The 24,132-nt window shown below is 63.0% G+C and carries 22 protein-coding genes and 1 tRNA gene; 18 read left to right on the top strand and 5 right to left on the bottom strand.

The window, feature by feature from the left end:
- Position 1: 1 nt before the first annotated feature.
- The 8 genes from hisB to AUL39_RS06830 all read left to right on the top strand — a co-directional run bounded on the left by hisB (position 2) and on the right by AUL39_RS06830 (position 6,251).
- Positions 2-589 (top strand): imidazoleglycerol-phosphate dehydratase HisB, encoded by a 588-nt coding sequence (gene hisB / locus AUL39_RS06865; protein WP_059054822.1) that lies wholly within the window; start codon positions 2-4, stop codon positions 587-589.
- Entirely contained in the window at positions 589-1,302 is a 714-nt protein-coding gene (locus AUL39_RS06860; protein WP_059054821.1) for an imidazole glycerol phosphate synthase subunit HisH, read from the top strand. The genes hisB and AUL39_RS06860 overlap by 1 nt, the downstream gene beginning before the upstream one ends.
- Positions 1,299-2,033 carry a 1-(5-phosphoribosyl)-5-[(5-phosphoribosylamino)methylideneamino]imidazole-4-carboxamide isomerase gene (locus AUL39_RS06855; RefSeq protein ID WP_059054820.1) on the top strand — a complete coding sequence of 245 codons (735 nt, stop codon included), beginning with the start codon at positions 1,299-1,301 and terminating at the stop codon, positions 2,031-2,033. The genes AUL39_RS06860 and AUL39_RS06855 overlap by 4 nt, the downstream gene beginning before the upstream one ends.
- A 344-nt stretch (positions 2,034-2,377) precedes the next feature.
- Positions 2,378-3,145: an imidazole glycerol phosphate synthase subunit HisF gene (gene hisF / locus AUL39_RS06850; protein WP_059054819.1), complete on the top strand. Its 768-nt coding sequence runs from the start codon at positions 2,378-2,380 to the stop codon at positions 3,143-3,145.
- Positions 3,146-3,186: 41 nt separating this feature from the next.
- Entirely contained in the window at positions 3,187-3,570 is a 384-nt protein-coding gene (gene hisI / locus AUL39_RS06845) for a phosphoribosyl-AMP cyclohydrolase (RefSeq protein ID WP_082667297.1), read from the top strand.
- 88 nt (positions 3,571-3,658) lie between these two features.
- Positions 3,659-3,982, top strand: coding sequence for a phosphoribosyl-ATP diphosphatase (gene hisE, locus AUL39_RS06840; protein WP_059054818.1), 324 nt, complete (start codon positions 3,659-3,661; stop codon positions 3,980-3,982).
- 26 nt (positions 3,983-4,008) lie between these two features.
- Complete coding sequence (locus AUL39_RS06835; RefSeq protein ID WP_235810786.1) at positions 4,009-4,998, top strand: lipid II:glycine glycyltransferase FemX; 990 nt, start codon at positions 4,009-4,011, stop codon at positions 4,996-4,998.
- Between the two features lie 20 nt (positions 4,999-5,018).
- The gene (locus AUL39_RS06830) at positions 5,019-6,251 is read left to right on the top strand and encodes a carboxylate--amine ligase (protein WP_235810785.1); all 1,233 of its coding nucleotides are present in this window, start codon (positions 5,019-5,021) and stop codon (positions 6,249-6,251) included.
- 13 nt (positions 6,252-6,264) lie between these two features.
- Here AUL39_RS06830 and AUL39_RS06825 read toward each other — a convergent pair whose 3' ends face one another.
- The 3 genes from AUL39_RS06825 to AUL39_RS06815 form a co-directional block, all read right to left on the bottom strand.
- The gene (locus AUL39_RS06825) at positions 6,265-7,299 is read right to left on the bottom strand and encodes a lipid II:glycine glycyltransferase FemX (RefSeq protein ID WP_235810784.1); all 1,035 of its coding nucleotides are present in this window, start codon (positions 7,297-7,299) and stop codon (positions 6,265-6,267) included.
- 43 nt (positions 7,300-7,342) lie between these two features.
- A tRNA-Asn gene (locus AUL39_RS06820) sits at positions 7,343-7,417 on the bottom strand.
- Positions 7,418-7,508: 91 nt separating this feature from the next.
- Positions 7,509-8,735 carry a carboxylate--amine ligase gene (locus AUL39_RS06815; RefSeq protein ID WP_059054814.1) on the bottom strand — a complete coding sequence of 409 codons (1,227 nt, stop codon included), beginning with the start codon at positions 8,733-8,735 and terminating at the stop codon, positions 7,509-7,511.
- A gap of 147 nt (positions 8,736-8,882) precedes the next feature.
- On the opposite strand from AUL39_RS06815, the gene uvrC reads away from it, so the two are divergent.
- The 9 genes from uvrC (at position 8,883) to AUL39_RS06770 (ending at position 19,904) form a co-directional block, all read left to right on the top strand.
- Complete coding sequence (gene uvrC, locus AUL39_RS06810; protein ID WP_059054813.1) at positions 8,883-10,862, top strand: excinuclease ABC subunit UvrC; 1,980 nt, start codon at positions 8,883-8,885, stop codon at positions 10,860-10,862.
- Positions 10,863-10,917: 55 nt separating this feature from the next.
- A complete protein-coding gene (locus AUL39_RS06805; protein ID WP_059054812.1) occupies positions 10,918-11,607 on the top strand; it encodes an N-acetylmannosamine-6-phosphate 2-epimerase in 690 nt (229 codons plus the stop codon).
- 58 nt (positions 11,608-11,665) lie between these two features.
- The gene (locus tag AUL39_RS06800) at positions 11,666-12,760 is read left to right on the top strand and encodes a Gfo/Idh/MocA family protein (RefSeq protein ID WP_082667295.1); all 1,095 of its coding nucleotides are present in this window, start codon (positions 11,666-11,668) and stop codon (positions 12,758-12,760) included.
- 1,048 nt (positions 12,761-13,808) lie between these two features.
- Positions 13,809-14,765: an RNase adapter RapZ gene (gene rapZ, locus AUL39_RS06795; protein ID WP_059054811.1), complete on the top strand. Its 957-nt coding sequence runs from the start codon at positions 13,809-13,811 to the stop codon at positions 14,763-14,765.
- Positions 14,766-14,768: 3 nt separating this feature from the next.
- Positions 14,769-15,713 (top strand): DNA-binding protein WhiA, encoded by a 945-nt coding sequence (whiA, locus tag AUL39_RS06790; protein WP_059054810.1) that lies wholly within the window; start codon positions 14,769-14,771, stop codon positions 15,711-15,713.
- A 225-nt stretch (positions 15,714-15,938) separates the two neighbouring features.
- Positions 15,939-16,964: a type I glyceraldehyde-3-phosphate dehydrogenase gene (gap, locus tag AUL39_RS06785; protein WP_032111523.1), complete on the top strand. Its 1,026-nt coding sequence runs from the start codon at positions 15,939-15,941 to the stop codon at positions 16,962-16,964.
- 97 nt (positions 16,965-17,061) lie between these two features.
- Positions 17,062-18,261 carry a phosphoglycerate kinase gene (locus AUL39_RS06780; protein WP_059054809.1) on the top strand — a complete coding sequence of 400 codons (1,200 nt, stop codon included), beginning with the start codon at positions 17,062-17,064 and terminating at the stop codon, positions 18,259-18,261.
- Positions 18,254-19,021, top strand: a complete 768-nt coding sequence (gene tpiA, locus AUL39_RS06775) for a triose-phosphate isomerase (protein ID WP_059054808.1) — start codon at positions 18,254-18,256, stop codon at positions 19,019-19,021. The genes AUL39_RS06780 and tpiA overlap by 8 nt, the downstream gene beginning before the upstream one ends.
- A gap of 103 nt (positions 19,022-19,124) precedes the next feature.
- Positions 19,125-19,904 (top strand): creatininase family protein, encoded by a 780-nt coding sequence (locus AUL39_RS06770; RefSeq protein WP_059054807.1) that lies wholly within the window; start codon positions 19,125-19,127, stop codon positions 19,902-19,904.
- A gap of 313 nt (positions 19,905-20,217) precedes the next feature.
- Here the strand turns inward: AUL39_RS06770 and AUL39_RS06765 are convergent, their stop codons facing one another.
- Both AUL39_RS06765 and AUL39_RS06760 read right to left on the bottom strand, forming a co-directional pair.
- On the bottom strand, positions 20,218-21,882 hold the full coding sequence (locus AUL39_RS06765; RefSeq protein WP_070807570.1) for an ABC transporter substrate-binding protein: 1,665 nt from the start codon (positions 21,880-21,882) through the stop codon (positions 20,218-20,220).
- A gap of 295 nt (positions 21,883-22,177) precedes the next feature.
- Positions 22,178-23,578 (bottom strand): aminopeptidase, encoded by a 1,401-nt coding sequence (locus AUL39_RS06760; protein ID WP_032111528.1) that lies wholly within the window; start codon positions 23,576-23,578, stop codon positions 22,178-22,180.
- A gap of 197 nt (positions 23,579-23,775) precedes the next feature.
- Between AUL39_RS06760 and secG the strand changes: the two genes are divergently transcribed.
- On the top strand, positions 23,776-24,036 hold the full coding sequence (gene secG / locus AUL39_RS06755; RefSeq protein ID WP_059054805.1) for a preprotein translocase subunit SecG: 261 nt from the start codon (positions 23,776-23,778) through the stop codon (positions 24,034-24,036).
- Positions 24,037-24,132: the final 96 nt, after the last annotated feature.

Here is a 24,132-nt window from a genome sequence, read left to right as displayed (position 1 = left end):
CATGGCACGCGTGGCAAGCGTCTCTCGGCAGACCGCCGAGACCTCAATCGAGGTCACGGTGAACCTCGATGGCACCGGTATCTCGGACATCTCTACCGGCGTGGGGTTCTTTGACCACATGCTCACGGCGCTCTCGCGCCACTCGCTCGTGGACCTCACGGTGCACGTGAAGGGCGACACCTGGGTGGATGACCACCACACCGTAGAGGACACAGGCATCGTGGTGGGACAGGCGCTGCGCCAGGCACTGGGCGACAAGCGCGGTATCCGCCGCTATGGCGATGCGCTGGTGCCGCTCGACGAGGCCTTGGTCATGGCAGCCGTCGACATCTCTGGTCGCGGCGAGCTTTACTGGGATGTGCCCATTGGCCCCGAGAAGGTGGGCACCTTCGACACCGAGCTTGGGCACGAGTTCTTCTGTGGGCTGGCGCGTGATGCCGGCATGACCGTCCACCTGCGTGAGGTTGCCGGCGAGAACGCCCACCACATCCTCGAGGCTACGTTCAAGTCGTTCGCCCGTGCGCTTCGTGTCGCCGTCGAGCCGGACCCGCGCGTGGAGGGCATCCCGTCTACGAAGGGGGCGCTCTGATGGCATCCGCGAAGATCGTCGTCATCGACTACCACAAGGGCAACCTCCTCTCCGTCCAGCACGGTCTTGCCGCCGTGGGCGGCGAGGCGGTCATCTCTGACGCGCCCGAGGACATCTCCGCGGCCTCTGGCCTGGTGCTTCCTGGCGTTGGCAGCTTTGAGAGCGCCATGGAGTACGTGAACGAGTCCGGCCAGGGTAAGGCCATTCTCGACGCACTCGGCCGCGGCGTCCCCTTCCTGGGCATCTGCCTGGGGCTCCAGCTGCTCTTCTCGCGAGGCGAGGAGCGCTCGGGCGAGAGGGGCCTTCCGTACGAGAACGAGGAGCCCGTTGCCGCCGGCACGCCCGGGGACGACCGCTGGGTCGCCGGCCTGGGCTTCTTTGCCGGCTCGGTCACCCGGCTGCGCTCTGGCAGGCTCAAGGTGCCGCACGTGGGCTGGGACCAGGTCTACCCAACCGAGGTTGGCGAGAGAACGCAGCTTCTGCGAGGCGTGCCCTCCGGCGCGAACTTCTACTTCACGCACTCCTACGCGCTGGCGGACGATGTCGACCCCACGCTGGTTGCTGCCCGTACGCACTACGCGCGGAGCTTTGGCTCTGCCGTTGCCCGGGGACCCGTCTTTGGCGTGCAGTTCCATCCCGAGAAGTCCTCTGCCACGGGCCTCGTGGTGCTCTCGAACTTCGTCGACATCGTGAGGGCTGGGGGCGTCCGATGATCCTCTTCCCGGCAATCGACCTGGTGGGCGGCCGTGTGGTGCGCCTTGCGAACGGTGACCGCTCACGCATGGACGTCTATTCGGATAGCCCAGCCTCTGTGGCGCGAGACTTTCTCGTCCGTGGTGCCAGTTGGGTGCACGTGGTAGACCTTTCGAGCGCGCTCGGCGAGGACGATGCCGCCCGCGAGGCAAACGCCCAGGCGATACGCGCCATCTGCCAGGTCGAGGGGCTCTCGGTCGACGCCGGTGGCGGCGTACGCTCCCTCGAAGCCATGCGCCGGCTTGCCGGGCTTGGCGTGCGGCGCATCGCCATTGGCACCGCGCTTGTGCGCGACCCTGCGTTCGCCCGCCAGGCTGCGCGCGAGTTTGGCGACATGGCTGTGGCGGATGTCGCCGCGAAGGACGGCGTGGTGCGCGTGAACGGCTGGCGCGAGGGTGGCTCGCTTGCGGCGGACGACCTTGTCTCCAGCCTTGCCGAGATGGGCTTTCGCCACCTTGTCTTTACCGACATCGCGCGCGACGGCATGCAGACGGGTGTCGATCCTGCGGCGTACAGGCACATCGCCGAAGTCGCGGGCTTTCCCGTGGTGGCCTCGGGCGGCATTGCTAGCGCGGACGACGTGCGTGCACTCGCAGCGCTGGGCCCGCAGGTGGTCGAGGGCTGCATAACGGGGCGCGCGTTGTACGAGGGCGCGCTCACGCTCGAGGACGCTCTCGCCGCGTGCGGGTAGACGGTGGGGTCTGCCGGCCCTCCTGCCCGGCTCAGCGCTCGCCGCCTTTGGCGGCTCGCTCGCTGCGCGATTCGCCTAGCAGGAGGGCCGGCAGACCTCGGAGCGGCCCACCGCAGGTAGCGCGCCCTCGCACAACGTCGCTTGGCTTCTGTTCTTTGCTCTTCTAGAAGGTCAGGCCCTGGTCCCAGGCTCCAGTCAGGGGATGACCGCTTGAACGTATTGGTTTCGACTGCGGGCCGCCGCGCTTGTCGCGGCGCGAGTCGCGAAGCGAGCGAGCCGCCCCAGGGGCGGCGAGCGCCGAGCGCAGCGACAAGCACGGCGGCCCCCACCGAAGGGAAGTAACCATGCTGACAAAGAGGGTCATCCCCTGCCTGGACGTCAAGGACGGCCGCGTTGTTAAGGGCGTCAACTTCGTCGACCTGCGCGACGCCGGCGACCCCGTGGAGTTGGCTGCCAAGTACGACCGGGAGGGCGCGGACGAGGTGGTCTTCCTCGACATCACTGCAACTTCAGACGACCGCTCCACTACAGTGGATTTGGCCTCGCGTGCGGCAAGCCAGCTGCACATCCCCTACACCGTGGGCGGCGGCTTCCGCGACGTCGAGGGCTGCCGCGTGATGGTTTCGGCTGGTGCCGACAAGGTCTCCATCAACTCGGCCGCCGTGCGCGACCCCACCCTCATCACGCGTGCCGCCAGCGCCTTTGGCAGCCAGGCCGTGGTCGTTGCCATCGACGCCAAGCAGGTAGGACCTGGCGACAAGTGGGAGGTCTACCTCGCCGGAGGCCGCATCCCCACGGGCATCGACGCCGTCGAGTGGGCGGAGGAGGCTGCGCGCCGCGGCGCCGGCGAGATTCTTCTTACGAGCATGGACCGCGACGGCACCAAGGACGGCTTCGACATCCCGCTCACTCGTGCTGTCTCCCGGGCGGTGAGCATTCCCGTCATTGCTTCGGGCGGCGTGGGAACGCTCGAACACTTTGCCGAGGGCATCATCGAGGGTGAGGCCGACGCCGTTCTCGCTGCGAGCGTATTCCACTTTGGAACCTACACGGTGCGCCAGGTGAAGGAGTACATGGCAAGCCAGGGCATTCCCGTGAGGCTTGACTTCTAGCACGTCTCACGCGGTCCATCAGTTGAGAAGGAGCAACAGTCATGCCAGATGCGTCACACGTCTCGCCAACCTATGCCGGCGAGCCCACACAGCCCTGCGACAACTTCCCCGCCTGCGTGAGCTTTGACGCCCACGGTCTCGTCCCCGTGGTGGTGCAACAGGAGGGCTCGGGCGAGGTGCTCATGGTTGCCTGGGCAAACCGCGAGGCCCTGGACCTCACCCTCAAGACGCGTACCAGCTGGTTCTGGTCGCGCTCTCGCAAGGAGTTGTGGAACAAGGGGGCCACCAGCGGAAACATGCAGCAGATGCGCCGCGTCCTTGTGGACTGCGACGCCGACACCCTCGTCTACGTGGTGGACTCTCCCGGCCCAGCCTGCCACACGGGACACCGTAGCTGCTTCTTCCGCGAGGTCCCTCTCGCCTGAGTGCACCCGGCGCTACGTTGCCTGCACATTCTGCAGACACCCTTGCCGTACACTGAGCGTGTTGCTCGCACAGACCAAAGGAGAACAAATGGGCGTCAGAACCGCAAACGTGAAGGACGGAAACATCGGGGAGACCCTGGAGGGGCTCGCCGCCGTCATCCACCAGCGGGCCACGTCAGCGACTCCGGAGGAGTCTTATACAGCGCGTCTCCTCACGCCCGAGAAGGGCGACAAGCTGCTCTCAAAGCTTGCGGAGGAGTCGTCGGAGATCATCATGGCCTGCAAGGACGAGGACCATGACCACATACGCTACGAGATGGGAGACCTCCTCTACCACATACTCGTTGTTGCCGAGAAGTACGGCATCACTCTCGACGAGCTGGCGGGCGAGCTTGACGCTCGTCGCCATTAGCGGAGGGGGCAATGATGGCTTTTCACGTGAGAGAGATTGACTGGTCTGAGTTCGAGTCGCTTTTGGCGGCCCAGAACGTTGACGTCCCCATAGAGCAAACAAAGGCCTGGTCAGAGTATGAGTCTGGCATTCCCGGGCGCAGCCCTTGGGGCTGCATTGCCATCGAGCGTAACGGCGATGTTGTTGCCGTTGCGGCCTTCATGGACTACCTCACCCATCGCTTCCATTACCTGCGCTCACATCATGGGCCCATCTGGTTCGAGGCTCCGACCCCCAGCGAAGAGGCCGAGGCGCTCGAGGCGCTTCGCAGCTACGTTCACACCCGCGATAGCAAGGTTGTTTTCCTTCGCCTGGCAGTGGATGCGGACGTAGACTTTGCCTGTCATACGCTTTCCACGATTCCCTACGACACAACCGTCGTTATCCAGACCGAAGGCGGCGAGGAGGGCATTCTTTCGCGCATGAAGCCGCGTGGCCGTCGTGACGTGCGCAAGTCTTTGCGTGAATGCCCAGCTGAAGTTGCGGATGAGACCGACCTCGCCGCTGCGGACTTTGCTCCGTACTACCAGATCATGGTCGAGACGGGCGCGCGCGACGGCTTTGCGCCAGCTCCCTGTGGAGACTACGAGCGGCTGCTTGCCACACTTGGTCCCAAGCGCGCCCGCGTGTTTGCCGCGCGCATCGACGGCGAGCTCTGCGCCTGGTCGATTGTCACCATTAGCGGCAAGGTTGCGATGCGCTACTACGCGGCGTCGAAGAATGCCACCATGCGACAGCACGTTGGTGAGCGTCTCGTGCTCTTCGAGGCAGAGTCACTTGGGGAGGCAGGGGTCGAGCGCTATGACCTCATGGCCGTTGGCTCGGAGATTGCGCCTCAGCTTATGGGCCTCAACGAGTTCAAGACAAAGTTCTCGAAGGAACTCGTCCACGTTGCCCCCGACCGCGACGTGCCCGTGCGCACTGCCTTCTACGGCGCCCTCGTGCGCCTGCAGCACCTCCGTCACTCACATCGGTAGTTGGGTATTTTCTCATGACAATGGCCCAGTCAAGGTCTGACCTTCTCCCCGTCATTCTTGGTGGGGACATTTCCTGCCACGCCTATGCCCGGGAGTTTCACGAGGCGTTTGGCGTTCGATCGGCAATACTGGGCACCGGTTTCGCTGCCGCCGTTGAGCACTCGCGCATTCTCGAGAAGCACCTGCTGCCGTCGTTCGCGCCCAATCAGCTCCTGCACGCCCTGCTGGAGCTTGCTTCGAGCGCACCTGGCGCGCGCATGCCCATCGTCGTCTCCACCGATGCCCTTGCAGAGGCTCTCGAGGCTATTCGCGACGAGCTCCCGTCCCAGTTCGTCCTGCCCATTCCTACTCGGGAGGCATTTTCCCGGGCTTGCGACAAGTCTGAGTTCATGTCCCTTTGCGAGGCTCATGGCCTTCCAACACCACGGACCGAGATCGTGCGTCTTGCGGGCAGCAATGCCATCCCACCTACCCAGATACGCTTTCCGGTTGTCGCGAAGGCGGCCCGTTCCGCTGGCTACAGCCACCTTTTCTCAAAGGGGTTCCGAAAGGTCTACCGCATGAACTCCCAGGCAGAACTTGATGATCTCTGGGCCTCGCTTCGAGCCGCCGGCTTTTCTGGCGACTTCCTTGTCCAGGAGCTCATTGGCGGTGACGACACCCACATGGGTGCGCTCACGCTCTACGTTGACGCCGCGGGCTCCCTGCGCCTCTTCTCGGCCGCCCAGACCCTGCTCGAGGACCATGCGCCCACCATGCGCGGCAACTCTGTAGCCATGGTCTCTCGCCCTATGCCCAACATGGTTGAGAAGGTCGCCGGTCTTCTTCAGGACCTGCGCTACACGGGCTTCGCGGAGGTTGACATGAAGCGAGACCCTGCAACGGGGGAGTGGCTCTTCTTCGAGCTCAACCCCCGTGTAGGGCGCAACTCCTACTACGTTGTTGGCGCGGGAGCCAATCCCATGCAGATCATGGTTGCCGATCTTGTAGATGGCGAGAATTGCCCTCTTGTGTGTGCCGAGAACCCCTGCCTGTACTCGCTTGTGCCGGACTGCCTGCTCATGCGTTACCTCACCGACAGTACGCTTGCAGCAGAAGTGCGGGGCCTCATCCGTGACGGCCGTCGGGTTGACCCCCAGCGCTACGCGCCTGACATGAGCCTGCGCCGCCGCTTGGACGTCGATCTCACGGAGTGGAACCAGCTGCGTAAGTTCCGCCGCTACTACCCAAGGCCAACCGAGAGCTCGTTTTAGGGGCGCCGCAAACCTACTTGTGCGCAATCACCTTTCGGGCAAGGTCGTAGACGGCGTAGTGCGCCTGCTTGATGGGCTTCTCCCAGGTGCCAAGGTAGTGGCGCGCCTCTCCGCCAAAGGACTGCTTGAACTTGGTGAACCCGTACCAGGGGTGCTCTGGGCCGGCGCCCTCGGGTGCCATCCCGTGGAAGTCGCACCACGTTCGGCCCTCCTCGGCGGCATCGAGCACAATCTGCACCTGCATTGCTACGTTTGCGCCGGTCTTGAAGTAGTTGCTGTCTGCGCCGTTGTGGATGAGGTAGCAACAGTCGTCATCGAGGAAGACAAAGTTGGCGGCAATCACGCGCTCCTCGCCGGTGGGGTTGCCATCGGCATCCCTCTCATGCAGCACCGCAAGATACAGTCGGCCGTTTCCGGTGGGGAAGAGCGAGGCGGCCTCCTTCTTGAGGTAGTCGGTGTCGCGAAGCGTTATGCCGTCCCTCTCCTCTACGTCGCTCATGAGCTTGGTGAGCAGCGGAATGTCTTCCGGGTTGGTGGACGTGCGAATCTCAATGCCCTTGCCGGCTGCCTGGCGATAGCGCTTGCGGTTGGACTTGTCCATGCCCTTGAGCAGGGCGTCTCGACCAACGGTGACGTTTATGCGCCACGTGTCCTCTGGCAGGAGGTGACTTACGCGGTGATACCCAAGGGACTCGAGCTTCTCGCATGCGTCCTTCTCAACTTCCGGCGAGGTGCCCATGGGCTCGACGCGCACAAAGACGTCGCCCATCTGGCGGGCGTTGAGCTCGAACTGCTCGAGTGCCGGCTGGAGTGCCTCAGGGCCCGAGAAGCTCGGCCCATATGGCGCATAGAGGCGCTTTGTGTGAAACGGGCCAAAGACCTGCGTTTCCTCGACGCCAAGGAAGCTCCAGTCCTCGCCTACGCGCCTGGTAACGCGCTCGCCCAGGCTCTGCTGGAAGCGTGCCCATGCCTCTGATTGCAGGAAGTGTGCCACCTGACGTCTCCTTCTCGCGTGCCGACTGTCACCCACCTCTGCTGGGGTGAACATGAAAACGGGGCCGACGAAAAAGCGCCGGCCCCGCATTGCGGTCTGGCTCCCCGGGCAGGGTTCGAACCTGCGACACGCTGATTAACAGTCAGCTGCGCTACCACTGCGCCACCGGGGAATCACATCGAACAATAATAATGTCTCGTCAGCCAAACCGCACGTGTTCATTCAATTTCCCTAACGTCATACAAATGGTCTTTGCCAAACGCCTAGAAGCTCGAACTGCTTTGCTCGGGGTAGTATTTTGCGAACTTCCGGTATTGGTTAAGCTCGGTGAGAGAAACGCTCAGCATGCGCGATGCGCCCTTGTCATGCGCGTAGCGTTGAGGATCGAAGACAAGACCGGCACGGCATGCATTCTCGACTCGCTTGTATAGGGAATTATCGGTGAGGTAGCGCCTGAGAAGGCCGCGGGGGACAAGCGTGTAGAGGGCCTCGCGCGAGGTGCGCACCTCCTTGGGCTCTCGGCCAAAGACAAGCTCTTCGATGCAGTGGCCCATGGGATTCTCGCCCGCGGCGCTTACGTAGTAGGAGTTGCGCCCAACACGGGGGTTTATCTCAAGGAAGAGTGCCCGCCCATCACGCGGGTCGCGCTTTACGTCAACGCATGCGTAGCCGTGGTAGTCCATGCCCTCGAGGAGCCGGCTCACCTGGTCGTATAGTTCTGGCACCTCCTGCGTGAGCATTGCCACGGAGTTTCCCATCAGGCTGGGTGAGTGGTCGTTGAGAATAGTGCGGGCTCCCGAGAGCAGGCTGATACGCCCAGAGTGCGTCACGTAGACGGTGACGGTCTCGTTCATGGTGTCATCGCCGGGGACAAACTCCTGAACCAGGAAGGTGCCTGCGAATCCTGCCGAGCGCAGCTTCTCCCAAAGCTCGTCGAGTTCTGCCTGGCTGTGCATGAGGTAGACCTTCCGGAACCCCTGGGCGATGAACGGGGCGTACTCTGCCGAGAAGGACGGTTTGGCAACAACGGGAAAGGCGATCTTGCTCGGCAAAATAGCGGTGCCATCGGAAAGGTCAACGATCTCTGTTGCGGGGGTGGGAAGGTTCCGCTCGCGGCAGAGGCGGATGAAGCGGTCCTTGTGGGCAAGCGCCTCCACGGACTCGAGGGATGGGGTGGGGGTCACCACGTTTTCCGGTAGGCGTGCCTCCAGGCGGCAGACGCAGCCCACCACAGATTCGAGGTTGGTGATGAGAAGGACCTTCTGGTCTGCGTGGGCGGCTGCCGTCTCACGCACCACGCGCTCGACCTCGGCGTCATCAAGCCTGCTGACGCTTGTGCACTCAAAGATGCGAGACTTCGTGATGGCGTCGATGGGACCTTGAGAAGCGCATATGCTGCGAACCCCGCATGCCTCGTGGAACTCGCGGCCAAGCGCGTATGCGCCAATGTCGCCCCCCAGGATGAGAGGGACGAAATCGGGTAAGGCCATTGCATCTCCTAGCTTAAATGGGAACCACGTGCGTTTTGCAAACGCACCTTATACTACTCCTACTGTTGAAGTGTCCTTTTGGTGCCGAGGGGAGACGTATCGCATGCTCTGCGAAGGTATGGCCCGTGCGGAAGGGAATCGCGTGCCATGACAATCCGTGACCCCGGAGCCCGCCCCGACTTCGATGACGCGCGCTCGCTTGACGAGAGTCTGCCCGAGTTGCGTCGCCAGGTGGACGACGCGCCTACGGACCCCGGCTGCTACCTCTGGAAGGACGCGCGCGGGCAGGTTGTCTACGTGGGCAAGGCCAAGAACCTGCGCGCCCGCCTGCGCCAGTACGTGACGCTCCAGGACGACCGTGACAAGATCCCCCTCATGATGCAGGTCGTGAGGTCGTTCGACTACATCGTGGTGGGCTCCGAGCACGAGGCCCTCGTGCTCGAGCGCAACCTCATCGCCCAGTACCACCCGTACTTCAACGTGGACTTCAAGGACGACAAGAGCTACCCCTACATCGCCATCACCGAGTCGGACGTGTTCCCGGCCATCAAGTACACGCGCGAGCACCACCGCAAGGGCACGCGCTACTTTGGCCCCTACACCGACGCCCACGCCGCGCGCGACACCATCGACACGCTGCGCAAGGTTGTCCCCATCTGCATAGCCACGTGCGCGGAGTGGAAGCGCTGTCGCCGCGAGCTGGAGCGCCGCCCTGACGAGGCGGCCGTGGCCAACCTGGCGCTTGCCCGCACGGGGCGGCCCTGCTTCGACTACCACATGGGTAAGGGCCCGGGCGTCTGCGTGGGCGCCATCGATACCGTCGAGTATGCCAAGCACGTGCGCCAGGTCGAGGACTTTCTCGCCGGGCGCCGCTCGCACGTGGTCTCGGCCGTTGAGGAGCAGATGCGCGAGGCCGCCGCGGACCTCGACTTTGAGCGCGCGGGCCGCCTGAAGGCGCGCCTCGAGAGCCTGAACGCCCTGGACGACCGCCAGCAGGTCATGTTCTCCTCGGACGTCTCCCTCGACCTTATCGGCTTCTACCGCGAGGAGACCGTCAGCGCAGCGTGCGTCTTTGTGGTGCGCGAGGGCCGCACGGTGCGCACCGTCGAGTTCATTCTCGACAAGGGCGCGGACGTGGGGGAGGTCGAGCTGCAGGGCGGCTTCCTCAAGCGCTACTACGACGAGACAGCTGACATCCCCTCCGAGGTGAACGTGGACGTAGATCTGCCGGACGCCGAGCTCCTCTCGGAATGGCTTGCCGAGAAGCGCGGGCGCGCCTGCCACATCCATCGCCCGCAGCGCGGCGAGAAGCGCCACCTCCTGGACATGGCCACCGCCAACGCCCGCCATGCGCTCATGCGCTACATGGTGCGCACGGGCTATGCGGACGACCGCACCAACCAGGCGCTGCTGCAGCTCGAGAGCGCGCTTGCCCTCGACGCGCCGCCCATGCGCATCGAGTGCTTCGACATTTCGACGCTTCACGGCCACTTCACGGTTGCCTCCATGGTCGTCTTCACGAACGGTCGTCCCGACAAGTCCCAGTACCGGCGCTTCAAGATCCAGACGCCGCTCACCGAGGCGAACGACTTCGTGAGCATGTCAGAGGTTCTCGCCCGGCGCTACGCGCCCGAGCGCATGGCCGACGAGCGCTTTGGCTCGTGCCCGGACCTGCTGGTGGTCGATGGCGGCAAGCCCCAGCTCACGGCTGCCATGGAGCAGCTCTCCTCGTTGGGGCTCGACATTCCGGTGTGCGGCCTTGCCAAGTCGGACGAGGAGGTCTTTGTCCCCTGGGACGAGACACCCGTGGTGCTGCCCTCGGGCTCGGCCTCGCTCTACCTCATCAAGCAGGTGCGCGACGAGTCGCACCGCTTTGCCATCACCTTCCACCGCGAGCTGCGCGACAAGGCCATGACCGTCTCGATGCTCGATGACGTGCCGGGCGTGGGTCCCAAACGCAAGCGGGCCATCATGCGTCGCTTTGGCTCGCTCAAGCGCTTGCGTGCCGCGAGCGTGGAGGACATCGCCCAGGTTCCGGGTGTGCCCGCCGATGTGGCGCAGGCGGTCTTTGACGCCCTGCGTGCTTGGGACGAGGAGGCCCAGACGGTGGCGGAGAAGGCGCGTTAGGGCTAGCCTAATCAACAGTGGCGCGACCGTGGTGGCCGCGAGGAGAGGAACTTCCATGGCTGTCAATCCGCTCGTCCAGTCCCTCAAGGGCAAGCTCATCGTGAGCGTCCAGGCGTATCCCGGAGAACCCATGCGCCACCCGGAGACCATGGCCCAGATCGCCCGCGCCTGCGAGCTGGGCGGTGCCGCAGCGATCCGCTGCCAGGGCCTCTCGGACATTGCCGCCATCAAGGGGCGCGTTGAGATTCCCATCATCGGCCTCTGGAAGGAGGGCCACGACGGTGTCTACATCACGCCCACGCTGCGCCATGCCGTGGCCTGCGTGAACGCCGGCGCTGACGTGGTGGCCATCGACGCCACCGACCGCCCTCGCCCTGATGGCCGCACCTTCGAGGAGACCGTCCGCGACCTGCGCGCTCAGTGCGAGACCATCGTCATGGCCGACTGCATGACTATCGAGGACATCCGTCGCGGCGTTGCCTGCGGCTGCGACATCGCGTCCACCACGCTCTCGCACAAGAAGCCCGCAATCGACACCACGCTGGACGATGGTCCCGACCTCGCCCTTCTCGCCGAGGCCGCCAAGGAGTTCCCCGGCTTCCCCGTGATCTGCGAGGGCCACGTCCACACCCCGGCGGATGCGCGCGCGGCCATCGACGCTGGCGCGTGGGCCGTGGTCTCGGGTACCGCGATCACGCACCCCACGAGCATCACCAGCTGGTTCAAGGCAGCCATCGAGGCGTAGGGCATTCCTGGCAGACGGTAGTAACCCGGCCCTAGCGGCCACAAGAGAGGAGAAGCGTATGGCAGAGAACAACGGGTCTGGAACCGCGGCCCCGCTCGATGCGGCAGCCGCCGCAAAGGCAGCGTTTGCCGAGGTCACAGGCGAGCCCTTCCCCACAGACATCTACACGGCGCCGCAGCTCTCCTGGGCGGTCATCGGTTGCGGCGTGATTGCCAACCAGATGGCGACCTCGCTTGCTCTCTCCGGCCGCCACCTCCGCGGCGTTGCCAACCGCACGCGTGAGAAGGCCGAGGCCTTCGCCGAGCGCTACGGCGTGGAGCGCGTGTATAACTCGGTCGAGGAGCTCTACCAGGACCCCGACGTGGACGCCATCTACATCACCACGCCGCACAACACGCACATCCGCTACCTGCGCGGCGCCCTCGCGGCGGGCAAGCACGTCCTCTGCGAGAAGTCCATCACGCTCAACTCCGAGGAGCTCGACGAGGCCCGTGCGCTTGCACGCGAGAACAACGTGGTGCTCATGGATGCCACGACCATCCTGCACATGCCGCTCTACCAGGAGCTTCTCCGCCGCGCCAACGCGGGCGAGTTTGGTGCTATGAACCTGGCGCAGCTCAACTTTGGCAGCTACAAGGAGTACGGCGACCTCACCAACCGCTTCTACAACCCAAAGCTGGCGGGCGGCGCGATGCTTGACATCGGTGTCTACGCGCTCTCGCTCATGAGACTCTTCATGGCTAGTCAGCCCACGGAGGTTGTCTCTCTCGCCAACTTGGCGTCGACGGGCGTGGACCAGACCTCGGGCATCGTGTGCCGCAACAAGGAGGGGCAGATGGGCGTTCTTTCGCTCACGCTCCATTCTAAGCAGCCCAAGCGCGCGGTCCTGAGCTTTGATTGCTGCTATGTTGAGGTTATGGACTATCCCCGCGCCGACGTCGCGACCATCGTGTGGACGGAGGACGGCCGCCGCGAGGAGGTGCACGCGGGTCGCTCGGGCTATGCGCTGTGCTACGAGATCGCCGACCTCGAGCGTGCGGTTGCTGGCGACGCCCGTTCGGCTGGCCTCATCGACTATGCCGCGGACGTCATGCAGATCATGACCCGCCTGCGCCGCGAGTGGGGTGTGGTCTACCCCGAGGAGCGCGCATAGGTGCTGGCTGCAGAAATGCGCCCTTCGGCGAGAAAATGCCGCCTGAGCGAAGGTTTTGTACGGAATCCCGTCCAAAACCCATGCTCGGGCGAGAATTTCTCGCCCGAGGGGCGATTTCGTACGAAGTAGCTGCGATAACGTGCCTTCCGGCGCCAATTCCGCGCCGGAAGGGCGATTTCGTACGCAATCTCTGCGGTAACGCTGCTTCCGGCGCCCCGGACCCCCCGGACCAGCGGACCCCCGGACCCCCGGACCCCCGAGACCCCCCGGACCAGCGGACCCCCGGACCCCCGGACCCCCGGACCCCCGAGACCCCCCGGACCAGCGGAGAATAGCTCCTTTTCTTAAACGGCGGTTGCGTTTGCCCAGGTGGCGGCCAACTGGATTAAGAAAAGGAGCAAAACTCCGCGAGGCGAGATGGACCAAAGGCGGGGAGAGACACGCTATCCCCATCCAGAACGCCGCCATTAGCGAGAGCCCCTTATCAAAAGCGCGTCTCTAAGGACGGCACTGCTGCATCTCGGCAATTTATTGCGCGTTTCTCCTCGGCCTAAGTACGTTTGCCCAAATAAGCCCAAAATTTCCAAGAAATATCGCGCAATAATTTCGGAACAGAGGAACATGAAGTTAGGGTTTGGGATCGGACGAGAGCAATCGGGCGCTGAAGGCAAAGGCTCCATCTCCAATATGGATTCACACTCTCAGCGAACGCCATGTCTGACCTGGGCACATGTTGGCAACGGGCACCATTTCAACCCATGGCACTTCTCTGCGGCAGAACTTATTGCACGTTTTTCCTAGGTCTGAGCATATTTGCCCAGATAAGCTCAAATTTTCGAGAAATAACGCGCAATAATCCCGCGCGAGAGCTTCGATGGTGAGGCGTGCGCCCCGCCCGCCGAGAACCCTTGGACGAGAACCCCGCCCGCCGAGAACCCCTGGACGAGAAGCGCGGACCCGGGGGAGCAACGGCACCCAGACCGCCACCCCAGCCGGGCGTCAACCCCTATACTTGATGCAGTTGTCACCAAGAGCGAAGGAGGGACGAATGCCAGACGAGACCACCGGCCAGACCATGCGGGACGCCGAGAGCCGCGACCGCGTCCCCGACATCGTGATCATCACGGGCATGTCCGGCTCGGGTCGCACCCAGGCTCTGCACTGCTTCGAGGACATGGGCTACTTCTGCATCGACAACCTCCCTCCGCGTCTGGTCCCACAGCTTGCGGACCTCGTGGGCATCAACTCTGGTGTGGGCCGCCACCTGGCCGTGACCTGTGACCTGCGAAGCCAGGGCCTCTTCGACGAGCTCACGGACACCATCCGTCAGCTCGGCGAGCACGAGCTCTCCTGCAAGCTCCTCTTTCTGGACGCCTCCGACGAGGTCCTCATGCGCCGCTACAACGAGAACCGCCGCCGCCACCCGCTTGCTGTGCCCGGCGAGTCCGTCGAGCACGCCATCAAGCGCGAGCGCCGGCAGCTCAAGGACGCCCGCACGATGGCCGACCTCGTCATCGACACCAGCCGCATGCGCACCGCATCCCTCAGGGCCCGCCTCAACGCGGCCTTCTCCGAGCTCACCGAGCAGCAGCTCCTCGACGTGAACGTCTTCTCGTTTGGCTTCAAGCACGGCATGCCCTCCGAGGCGGACCTCATGATCGACGTGCGCTTCCTGCCCAACCCCTTCTACGACCCAGAGATGCGCCACCTCACGGGCAATGACGAGAAGGTCGCGCGCTTCGTGATGGACAACAAGATTACGCGCGACTTCATGGACGCATGGCTGCGCCTGCTCGACGTGGCCATGCCGGGCTACGTCGCCGAGGGTAAGGCGCGCCTGTCCATCGCCGTTGGCTGCACGGGCGGCCAGCACAGAAGCGTTGCCATCGCCAATGCCACGGCAGCCCACCTCAAGGCGCAGGGCTATCGCGTGAACCTCTTTCACCGCGACCTTCCGGAGGCGGTCGCTGCGGCTGCGCAGGACGCGGCCACAGGCGAGAGGTAGCCCATGTCCTTCACCGCCCAGGTAAAAGACGAGCTCTCGCGTATCGAGCCCACCACGCGCATGGCCGAGCTTGCGCAGCTCTCGGCACTCGTCCGCGTCTGCGGCACCATGAGCTTCCACGGCTCGGGGCGCTACTCCATCCGCATTGCCACCGAGACGGGCGCCGTGGCCCGCACCGTCATCAAGCTCACGCACCGCGTGTTCGACCTCGAGACCTCGCTCACCGTGCGCCGCTCGGTTCTCCACAAAACGAGAAATTACCTCATCGAGATGCCCGAGCAGGACCGCCTGGCCAACGACCTCACCAGCCTGGGCATTCTCGTCCCCGGCCATGGCATTGCGCTTGGGGTTCCCGAGGGGCTTCTCAAGACGCGAGAGGCGCGCTGCGCTTTTGTGCGCGGTGCCTTCATGGCGGGCGGCTTCATAGCCGACCCCCGCGGCGACTTCCACCTCGAGATTGCGGTGACGGGGGAGGAGTTCGCCCGCGGCCTGGCAGACGTCATCTCCACGCTGGGCGCCTCCGTCCGTATTAACCGGCGCCGCGGCGCGTATGCGCTCTACCTCAAGAGCTTCGACGATGTGCTGTGCCTCCTGCGCGTGATGGGCGCCCAACGCATGGCGCGCGTGGTCGAGGTGGCGCGGGCGAGAAAGTCGGTCAAGAACGACGTCAACCGTCGTGTCAACGCCGAGGTTGCCAACCAGGCGCGCTCGTCTTCGGCTGCCGTGGCGCAGCTCGAGCTCATCGACCGTGCGGACGAACTTGTGGGTATCTCGCACCTCCCCCCTGCGGTGCGCGAGTTCTGCACCGCGCGCAGAGAACATCCCGAGCTCTCGCTTGCGGCGCTTGGCGAGACCTTCGACCCGCCTGCGTCAAAGTCTGCCATGTACCACCGGTTGCTCAGGCTGGAGCAGATCGTGGGAGACGAGGGGGCTTCCGAGAAGAACTGAGAACGTTTCCACATCAGAAAATCGACGTTCTATCTCATAAAAGCCAAGGTAGATTGCATCCCATACTATATTTTGCGCAGGAAAGCTTCCACAATTTTGCCAGCGTTGCGGATTAGTCGTTTTAGATTGGCAAACGTGCGGTAGAATGTCCCTAGCAATGACGTTTCGGCGTTGTTACATGGTCAGTCGGGGGGAGGCCCCGTCGGCCACTCGAAAGGAGAAAGCATGGCAGTTAAGGTTGCAATCAACGGCTTCGGTCGCATCGGTCGCCTGGCGTTCCGTCAGATGTTCGGTCACGAGGGCTCCGAGATCGTCGCCATCAACGATCTTACCTCTCCCGAGATGCTCGCCTACCTGCTGAAGTACGACTCCACGCAGGGCAACTACTCCCGCGATCACGAGGTCACCGCTGGTGAGGACTCCATCACCGTCGACGGCAAGACCATCAAGATCTACAAGGAGGCAGACGCCAACAACCTGCCTTGGGGCGAGCTCGGCGTCGATGTCGTCCTCGAGTGCACCGGCTTCTACACCTCCAAGGCCAAGTCCCAGGCCCACCTCAACGCTGGCGCCAAGAAGGTCGTCATCTCCGCTCCCGCGGGCTCTGACCTCAAGACCATCGTCTACAACGTCAACCACGAGACGCTGACCGCCGACGACGACATCATCTCCGCCGCTTCCTGCACCACCAACTGCCTCGCTCCTATGGCCAAGGGCCTGAACGACTACGCCCCCATCGTCTCTGGCATCATGACCACCATCCACGCCTACACCGGCGACCAGATGATCCTCGACGGCCCGCAGCGCAAGGGCAACTTCCGTCGTAGCCGCGCCGGCGCGGAGAACATCGTCCCCAACACCACTGGTGCTGCCAAGGCCATCGGCCTCGTGCTCCCCGAGCTCAACGGCAAGCTCATCGGCGCCGCTCAGCGCGTTCCTACGCCCACCGGCTCCCTCACCAACCTCTACGCCGTGGTCAACAAGGAGGTCACCGTCGAGGGCGTTAACGCCGCGATGAAGGCCTACTCTGAGCAGATCCCCGAGACCTTTGGCTACAACGAGGACCAGATCGTTTCTCGCGACATCGTCGGCATGACCTACGGCTCGCTCTTCGACGCCACCCAGACCATGGTCAACCCGCTTGGCAACGGCCAGAGCCTCGTCCAGGTCACCTCTTGGTACGACAACGAGAACTCCTTCACCTCTCAGATGGTCCGCACCATCAAGTACTTCGAGAAGTTCGTCGCCTAGTCGACGCTTCGGTGAGGTAACTATGGGGCGCGGTTTGCAGCTTTCGGGCCGCGGCCGCGCCCCTATTTTTTGCACGTATCGACAATAAGGAGTGAACATGGCTTTCACCAAGAAGACCGTTCGCGACATCGACGTCGAGGGCAAGCGCGTCCTCGAGCGCGTCGACTTCAACGTGCCCCTGAAGGATGGCGTTGTCACCGATGACACGCGCATCAAGGCCGCCATCCCCACCATCAAGTACCTCAAGGAGCACGGTGCTGGCATCGTGCTCATGAGCCACCTCGGTCGCCCCAAGGGCGACGGCCCCGAGCCCGAGCTCTCGCTCAAGCCTGCCGCCGAGAAGCTCGCCGAGCTCACCGGCTATGACGTGAAGTTCGTCGACGACACCTACGGCGAGAAGGCCGCTGCTGCCGTGGCCGCGGTCAAGCCTGGCGACATTCTGGTGCTCGAGAACGTCCGCTTCGACAAGCGCGAGAAGAAGAACGACCCCGAGATCGCCAAGAAGCTCGCCTCCTACGGCGACATCTTCGTGCTCGACGCCTTCGGCACCGCGCACCGTGCGCAGGGCTCCGTGGTCGGTCCCGCCGCCTACATCCCCGCTGTCGCCGGTTTCCTGCTCGAGAAGGAGGTCGACACCCTCACGTCGATCTTCGCCGAGCCCGAGCGTCCGTTCGTCGCCATCGTGGGTGGCTCCAAGGTTTCCTCCAAGATTACCGTGCTCGATCGCCTGATCGACTCCGCCGACACCCTCATCGTGGGCGGCGGCATGGCCTACACCTTCTTCCTGGCCAAGGGCTACACCGTGGGCACCTCGCTACAGGAGCCTGACTACGTCGACGAGGCCAAGAAGCTTCTCGATAAGGCCAAGGACAAGGGCGTCAAGCTGCTTCTGCCGCTCGACAACGTGGTCACCGACGACTTCGACAACCCCACCGTTAAGGAGGTTGTCGACTCCGACAAGATTCCCGATGACCGCATGGGCATGGACATTGGCACCAAGACCCGCGAGCTCTACGCAGATGCCATCAAGGGCGCCAAGACCGTCTTCTGGAACGGCCCCATGGGCGTCTTCGAGAAGGACGAGTTCGCTGACGGCACCAAGGCCGTTGCCGAGGCCGTGGCAGAGGTCAAGGCCAACGGCGGCACCTCCATCATCGGTGGTGGCGACTCCGTGGCCGCAATCAACAAGTTTGGCCTGGCTCCTAAGATGAGCTGGATCTCCACGGGCGGCGGCGCCTCGATGGAGCTCGTCGAGGGCAAGGCTCTTCCTGGAGTGGAGGCGCTTCTCGATGCGTAACAGGATGATCGCTGGCAACTGGAAGATGAACAAGACCTACGACGAGGGCGTTGTTCTCGCGCAGGGTCTGGTCGACGAGCTCAAGGACGGCACCGGCTCGGTGGACGTTGTTGTCTGCCCGCCTGCCATCGACGTCAAGGGTGTCGCCGAGGTCATCCAGCAGGCCAATGCCCCCATCGCCGTGGGCGTCCAGAACGTCTACTGGGAGGAGAAGGGCGCCTACACGGGCGAGACCGCTCCCGACATGATCACTGCCGTGGGTGCCACCTACTGCATCATTGGCCACTCCGAGCGTCGCGGCTACTTTGGCGAGACGGACGATGACATTAACAAGAAGGCTAAGGCCCTCATGGCCCACGGCATTGTCCCCATCTCCTGCTGCGGCGAGTCCCTCGAGGTCCGCGAGGCCGGCAAGCACGTCGAGTTTGTGGTCGAGCAGATCAAGAAGGACACCGAGGGTCTCACGATCGATGACCCCTCCAAGTACGTTGTTGCCTACGAGCCCATCTGGGCCATCGGCACTGGTAAGACCGCCACGGCTGACGACGCCGAGGAGGTCTGCGGCGCCATCCGCAAGACCCTGGCCGAGATCTTTGGCCAGGAGACGGCCGACGGCATCCGCATCCTCTACGGCGGCTCCGCCAAGCCCGAGAACGTGGGCGGCTTCCTTGAGAAGGAGGACGTTGACGGCGCGCTCGTCGGCGGTGCTTCGCTCAAGGCCGACAGCTTCGCAGCCATGGTCCGCAGCGCCATGGCGTAGTGAGACAAAGGGAGTTTCCCTTTGTCTCATTCAGCCCCGGTGCGCCTGTCGCGCCGGGGCCTTTTCTAGATAGGGTGGTTCTTGTCCCGAAAGGTGGCTGAAGTTGCTTCTCGAGAAGTCGACATGGCCTGCAGTCGAGATGTACTTTGCAAGCAATGATCTGGTAGTCCTTGGGTTTGGCAGTACGGAGAACCACGGACGACACAACCCACTTGGAACCGACTGGATGGCCCCCCAGAGGATATTGGACCTCATGGATGAGCGCAGGCCCAAGTTTCTCTACGGGCCGACGCTTCGCCTTGGGTCTGCTGATCACTTCATTGACTACCCCGGAACGCTCTCGCTTGGGGATGACCTCCTCCATCAGGTGACCGCACGAATCTGCGGGCAGCTCTACCACTACGGCGCTCGGCACTTCTGCTTTGTCAACGGTCATGGGGGAAACACCCGAGCCCTCACCATGACCGGCTATGACCTCAACGACCGTGGCTGCCAGGTGGCGCTTCTCAACTGGTGGAAGCTGGCGGGCGAGCTTAACCCTTCGTGGGGTGGAGGCCACGGCGGTGCTCAGGAGACCTCAGCCAACCTCTGGATAGACCCAAGCTCCGTGGACACTTCCGCATTGGGCCCCATGGACCTTGTAGATGACGGCGGTAGCGATATCAAGACAAAGGGATTTGATGTCGTCGAGTTTGAAGGGGTTCACCCTTCGCTAATCCGTCGCGCTCGCAGGTATGCCTCGAACGGATGGATAGGGAAAGACGATCCCAAGCAGGCGTCTGCAGAGTGGGGAGAGCAGATGCTCACCTCCTTTGCGGATTGGGCCGTAAAGTTTCTCGACGCCTTCGCTCAGTCTCCGCTGCCGGGCCAGATAGAGCGCTAGGCGAGAACGTCGAGGCTTCTCTCCACGATTGCACGGAGACCTTCTCTGCAGAAATGCGCCTTCCGGAGAGAAAATGACTCCCGAGCGGTTGTTTCGTGCGGAATCCCGTACGAGATACGCCCTCCGGCGCCCTTTTAGCGCCGGAAGGGTCGTTGCCGCAACTATCGCGTACAAAAGAGTTCTTCCGGCGCCGTTTTGGCGCCGGAACGTGAGATATGGCAGCGCATGTGTCTGCGGTCTTCTCGTAGAAAATGATCTGGGCCCATCGGCATCAACCGGTGGGCCCAGGACTACTACATGATGACAAATGCAACTACTGCGCGGGCGTTGCGTCCCTTAGCTCGGGCAGGCGTGCGGCATCGACCTTGATGCCGGTGAACTTGTTCGAGGTCACCTTGTTCAGGGTCTTGTGGAGCATGGGGATGATGGGCATGTCCTCGGCAGCAATGGCGTCCGCCTCGTGCATGAGCTCGACGCGCTTGTCCTCGTCCACGGTCTTTCTCGCCTCGTCCAGCTTGGCGTCGAACTCGGCGCTGGAGTAGTGGGAGACGTTGTCGCCCACGCCGGTGTACATGAGTGGCTGCAGGAAGTTGTCCATGATGGGATAGTCTGCGGTCCAGCCACGAGATCCAAGCTGGAAGGTGCCGGCAACGTAGTCGTCGAGCATCGACGCGTATTCCTTCTGGTCGATGGTCACGTTGATGCCCACGGCCTTCCAGTCGCCCTGCAGGACCTCGAACTCGTTTGTCTTGTTGGACGAGGAAACCATGATGGTGAGGTCGATGCCGCGCATACCGTCTGAGCCGGCAGGATAGCCTGCCTCGTCGAGGAGCTGACCAGCCTTGTCAACGTCATAGGCGCAGTACTGCCACGTGGTCTCGTCGTTGCCCTTGATTCCCGGCGGGACAATGTCGCCTGCGGGCTGCGCAAATCCTTCGTAGAGGGTGTCGCAGAGGTTCTGGCGGTTGATGGCAAGAGACATTGCCTGGCGTACCCTCTTGTCGGAGAGGATGGGGTCGTTCACGTTGTACGCAAGGTACTCCGTATACAGAACCTCGCCAACCATCGTCTGCTTGTTGGGGGTGCCGGTGTAGCCGTCGTCCGACTGCCCGTACTTCTCGACCGTCTCCTTGACGCGCCCCGCGGGAATGTCGCAAAGGTCGAGGTTGCCGGCCTCAAACTCTCGGAATGCCGTGTCGGTGTCCTTGTAGATGTTGAAGTGTACGGCGTCGACCTTGGCGGGGTTGTCACCGGCATAGTCCTCGTAGCGCTTCATGTTGATGTACTGGCCATCGTTCCAGGTACCATCCATCTGGAAGGGGCCGTTGCCAACCGGTGCCTTGGAGTAGGTGTCGTAGTTGTCCTTCGCGCAGTCCGGGATGGGCGAGAGGGGCGTGCAGCACACCACAAAGGGGAAGTCTGCGTAAGGGCCGGTGAGCTCCACCTTGAGGGTGTAGTCGTCGGGGCAGGAAAGCCCCTCAAGCTCTTCGACGTTTCCGTTGACCACGTCGTCATAGCCCTTAACCATGGCAAGGTGGTACGAGACCACAGACGGCGCCGTGGTGGTCTTGGGGTTGCAGATGCGGTTCCAAGCGTACTGGAACGACTTGGCCGTGACGTCGGTGCCATCGTGGAACTTGAGGCCCTGCTTGATGTGGAAGGTCCACGTCGCGGCGTCGTCAGATGACTCCCAGGACTCGGCAACGCTGGGCTTCAGCTCCTCTGTGTCGTAGTCGTAGACCGTGAGCTGGTCAAAGAGCTGAGAAGCAACAGCCGCGCCGTTGAACTCCTCGATATCAAAGGGGTCGATTGACGTGGGGTTCGTGATTGCATAGTTGATGGTTCCTCCCGACGCCGCCTCCCCACTGGATGACTCTCCGCTGCTGGACGAGCGCTGTCCGCAGGCACCAAGTCCTGCGGCTGCCATCGTGGCAGCTCCGCCCTTGATGAAGGTGCGACGATCCATCGAATGACCCATCTTTTCCTCCCGCCGTCTGTCCCCATGCGGACACGGCATGACCGCAGCGTCCGCTTTTCGAGAAAGATGTTCGTCCTGTTGGAGGAAAGTGGCGGAGGACTGAAACACGCCTGAAGCAAATTTTTGCAGTATTGATACTCCTAGCCTGATTTGCCCACCGCTCGCCGACTGCAACTCGAAAGTCGCATGGTCGCACCTCGCTCGCGAACCTCACAAGAATGGGTGCGAGCATGACTGCCCGCACCCATCAAGAGGCACTGTCTCCAATGACGAGAAGCCCCATCCGTTCTGTGCGCTATTCCAGCGCAAGGAAGGCGCAATAGCCCTTATAGGCCTCCCAGATGTCCGCCTTGCTCGTGACCTCCCAGGGGGAGTGCATCGAGAGCACGCCAATGCCGGAGTCAATCACGTTCATGCCATAGGTGGCCAGGATGTAGGCGATGGTGCCACCGCCACCGGCGTCAACGCGGCCGAGCTCGGCGGTCTGGAAGCGGACGTCTGCGTCATCCATCACGCGACGGATGAGGGCAACGTACTCGGCGTCGGCATCGTTGGAGCCAGACTTGCCGCTGCCTCCCGTGTACTTGTTGAAGGTGAGGCCGCGCCCAAGGAAGCACGAGTTCTTTGCCTCGAAGACCGAGGAGTAGTTGGGGTCGAAGGCTGCGGAGACGTCACTCGAGAGCATGCGAGAGCGCTCGAGGCAACGGCGCAGCGCCAGGGGAGTACCCTGTCCGGCTGCCTCGATAAGCTCGGCCATGACATCCTCAAAGAAGCGGCTGCTCATCGAGGTAGCACCGCGGCTGCCAATCTCCTCCTTGTCAACAAGGATGGTGACGGCGGTGCGCTTGGGCGCCTCGCACGCAAGCTGGGCAAGAAGCGAGGGATAGGCGCAGGAGCGGTCATCCTGGCCATAGCCCAGGATCATCGAACGGTCCAGGCCCATGTCGCGCGCCTGGCCTGCGGGCACAATCTCAAGCTCGGCGGAGAGCAGGTCCTCCTCGGTGATATCGTACTTCTCGGCGAGAATATCAAGGACGGTTGCCTTAACCGCTTCTTTGTCTTGGTCCTTCTCGGCGCCGTCGCTAGCTGCCCTGGGGCGGTTGCCCACAATCACGTCGAGAAGCTCGCCCTCAATGAGCTCGGACGCCTTCTTCTGCATCTGCTCACGGGCAAGGTGGGGGAGAAGGTCGGAGACGCAGAAGACGGGGTCCGAGGGGTCCTCGCCAATCACGACCTTGATGACACTCCCATCCTTCTTGGCAACAACGCCATGGATTGCCAGAGGCAGGGTTGCCCACTGGTAGGTCTTCACGCCGCCGTAGTAGTGCGTGTCAAGCGTGGCGATGTCGTTTCTCTCCTCGAGCGGGTTCTGCTTGACGTCAAGGCGGGGCGAGTCGATGTGAGCACCAAGGATGTTGACGCCCTGCTCGAGAGGCTCCGTGCCCAGTTCGATGAGCATGAGGCTCTTGCCGCGAACCGACGCGTAGACCTTGTCGCCGGCCGATAGCTTCTCGCCTGCCTTGACAGCCTCCTCAAGCGGGCGATACCCATGTGCCTCCGCAAGCTCGATGGCGGTTGAGCAGCACTCTCGCTCCGTCTTATTCTCAGAGATGAACTTTCGGTACCCCTCGCAGAATTCAGTGAGCTGCGCCAGGTCCTTCTCGCCGTAGCCCTTCCAGGCATTTGGTCTCTCCATTCCTGCTCCCTTCCAGAGTCCTCGGGTAAGCTCCGGAGAAGACTGTATCACCCATGGAACTCGCGCCGTTCATCGCGCCGCTCGCCGGATGTCATCTGAGTTGTGAAATGAGAAAAACGATAAAACGCTCGTATCACCATATGCTATGCTAAATAGCATTGCGTACAGCCCATCCGCTCTCGAAGGAGCCAGAATCCGTGAACGTCCTCAACGTCATTCTCCTTGTCCTGCTGTTCATCTCCGGCCTGCTCACCGTGGCTCTTGTCCTTATGCACTCGGGCAAGGGCACGGGCGTCTCTGACATGATTGCCTCCTCGCTCTACAACGCCTCCGCCGGTTCGGGCATCTGGGAGAAGAACCTCGACAGGCTCACGGTCATCACCTCCGTCATCTTTGTGGCGTGCGTCATCGTGATGGCGGTGACCTTCCCCACGGGAACCATCGGCTTGGCCGGCTAGGCCTTCTCGAAAAAGCGCTTTCATGCGGGACGGAGTGGCGTGTGCCCCCCGTCCTTTTTTGTCTGCATGCAAGGGTTTGGTTAACAGGTGGGACAT

Origin of the sequence: Tractidigestivibacter scatoligenes (assembly GCF_001494635.1) — a bacterium.
Taxonomy (GTDB): domain Bacteria; phylum Actinomycetota; class Coriobacteriia; order Coriobacteriales; family Atopobiaceae; genus Tractidigestivibacter; species Tractidigestivibacter scatoligenes.
This window is presented reverse-complemented; position numbering and strand designations above follow the sequence as displayed.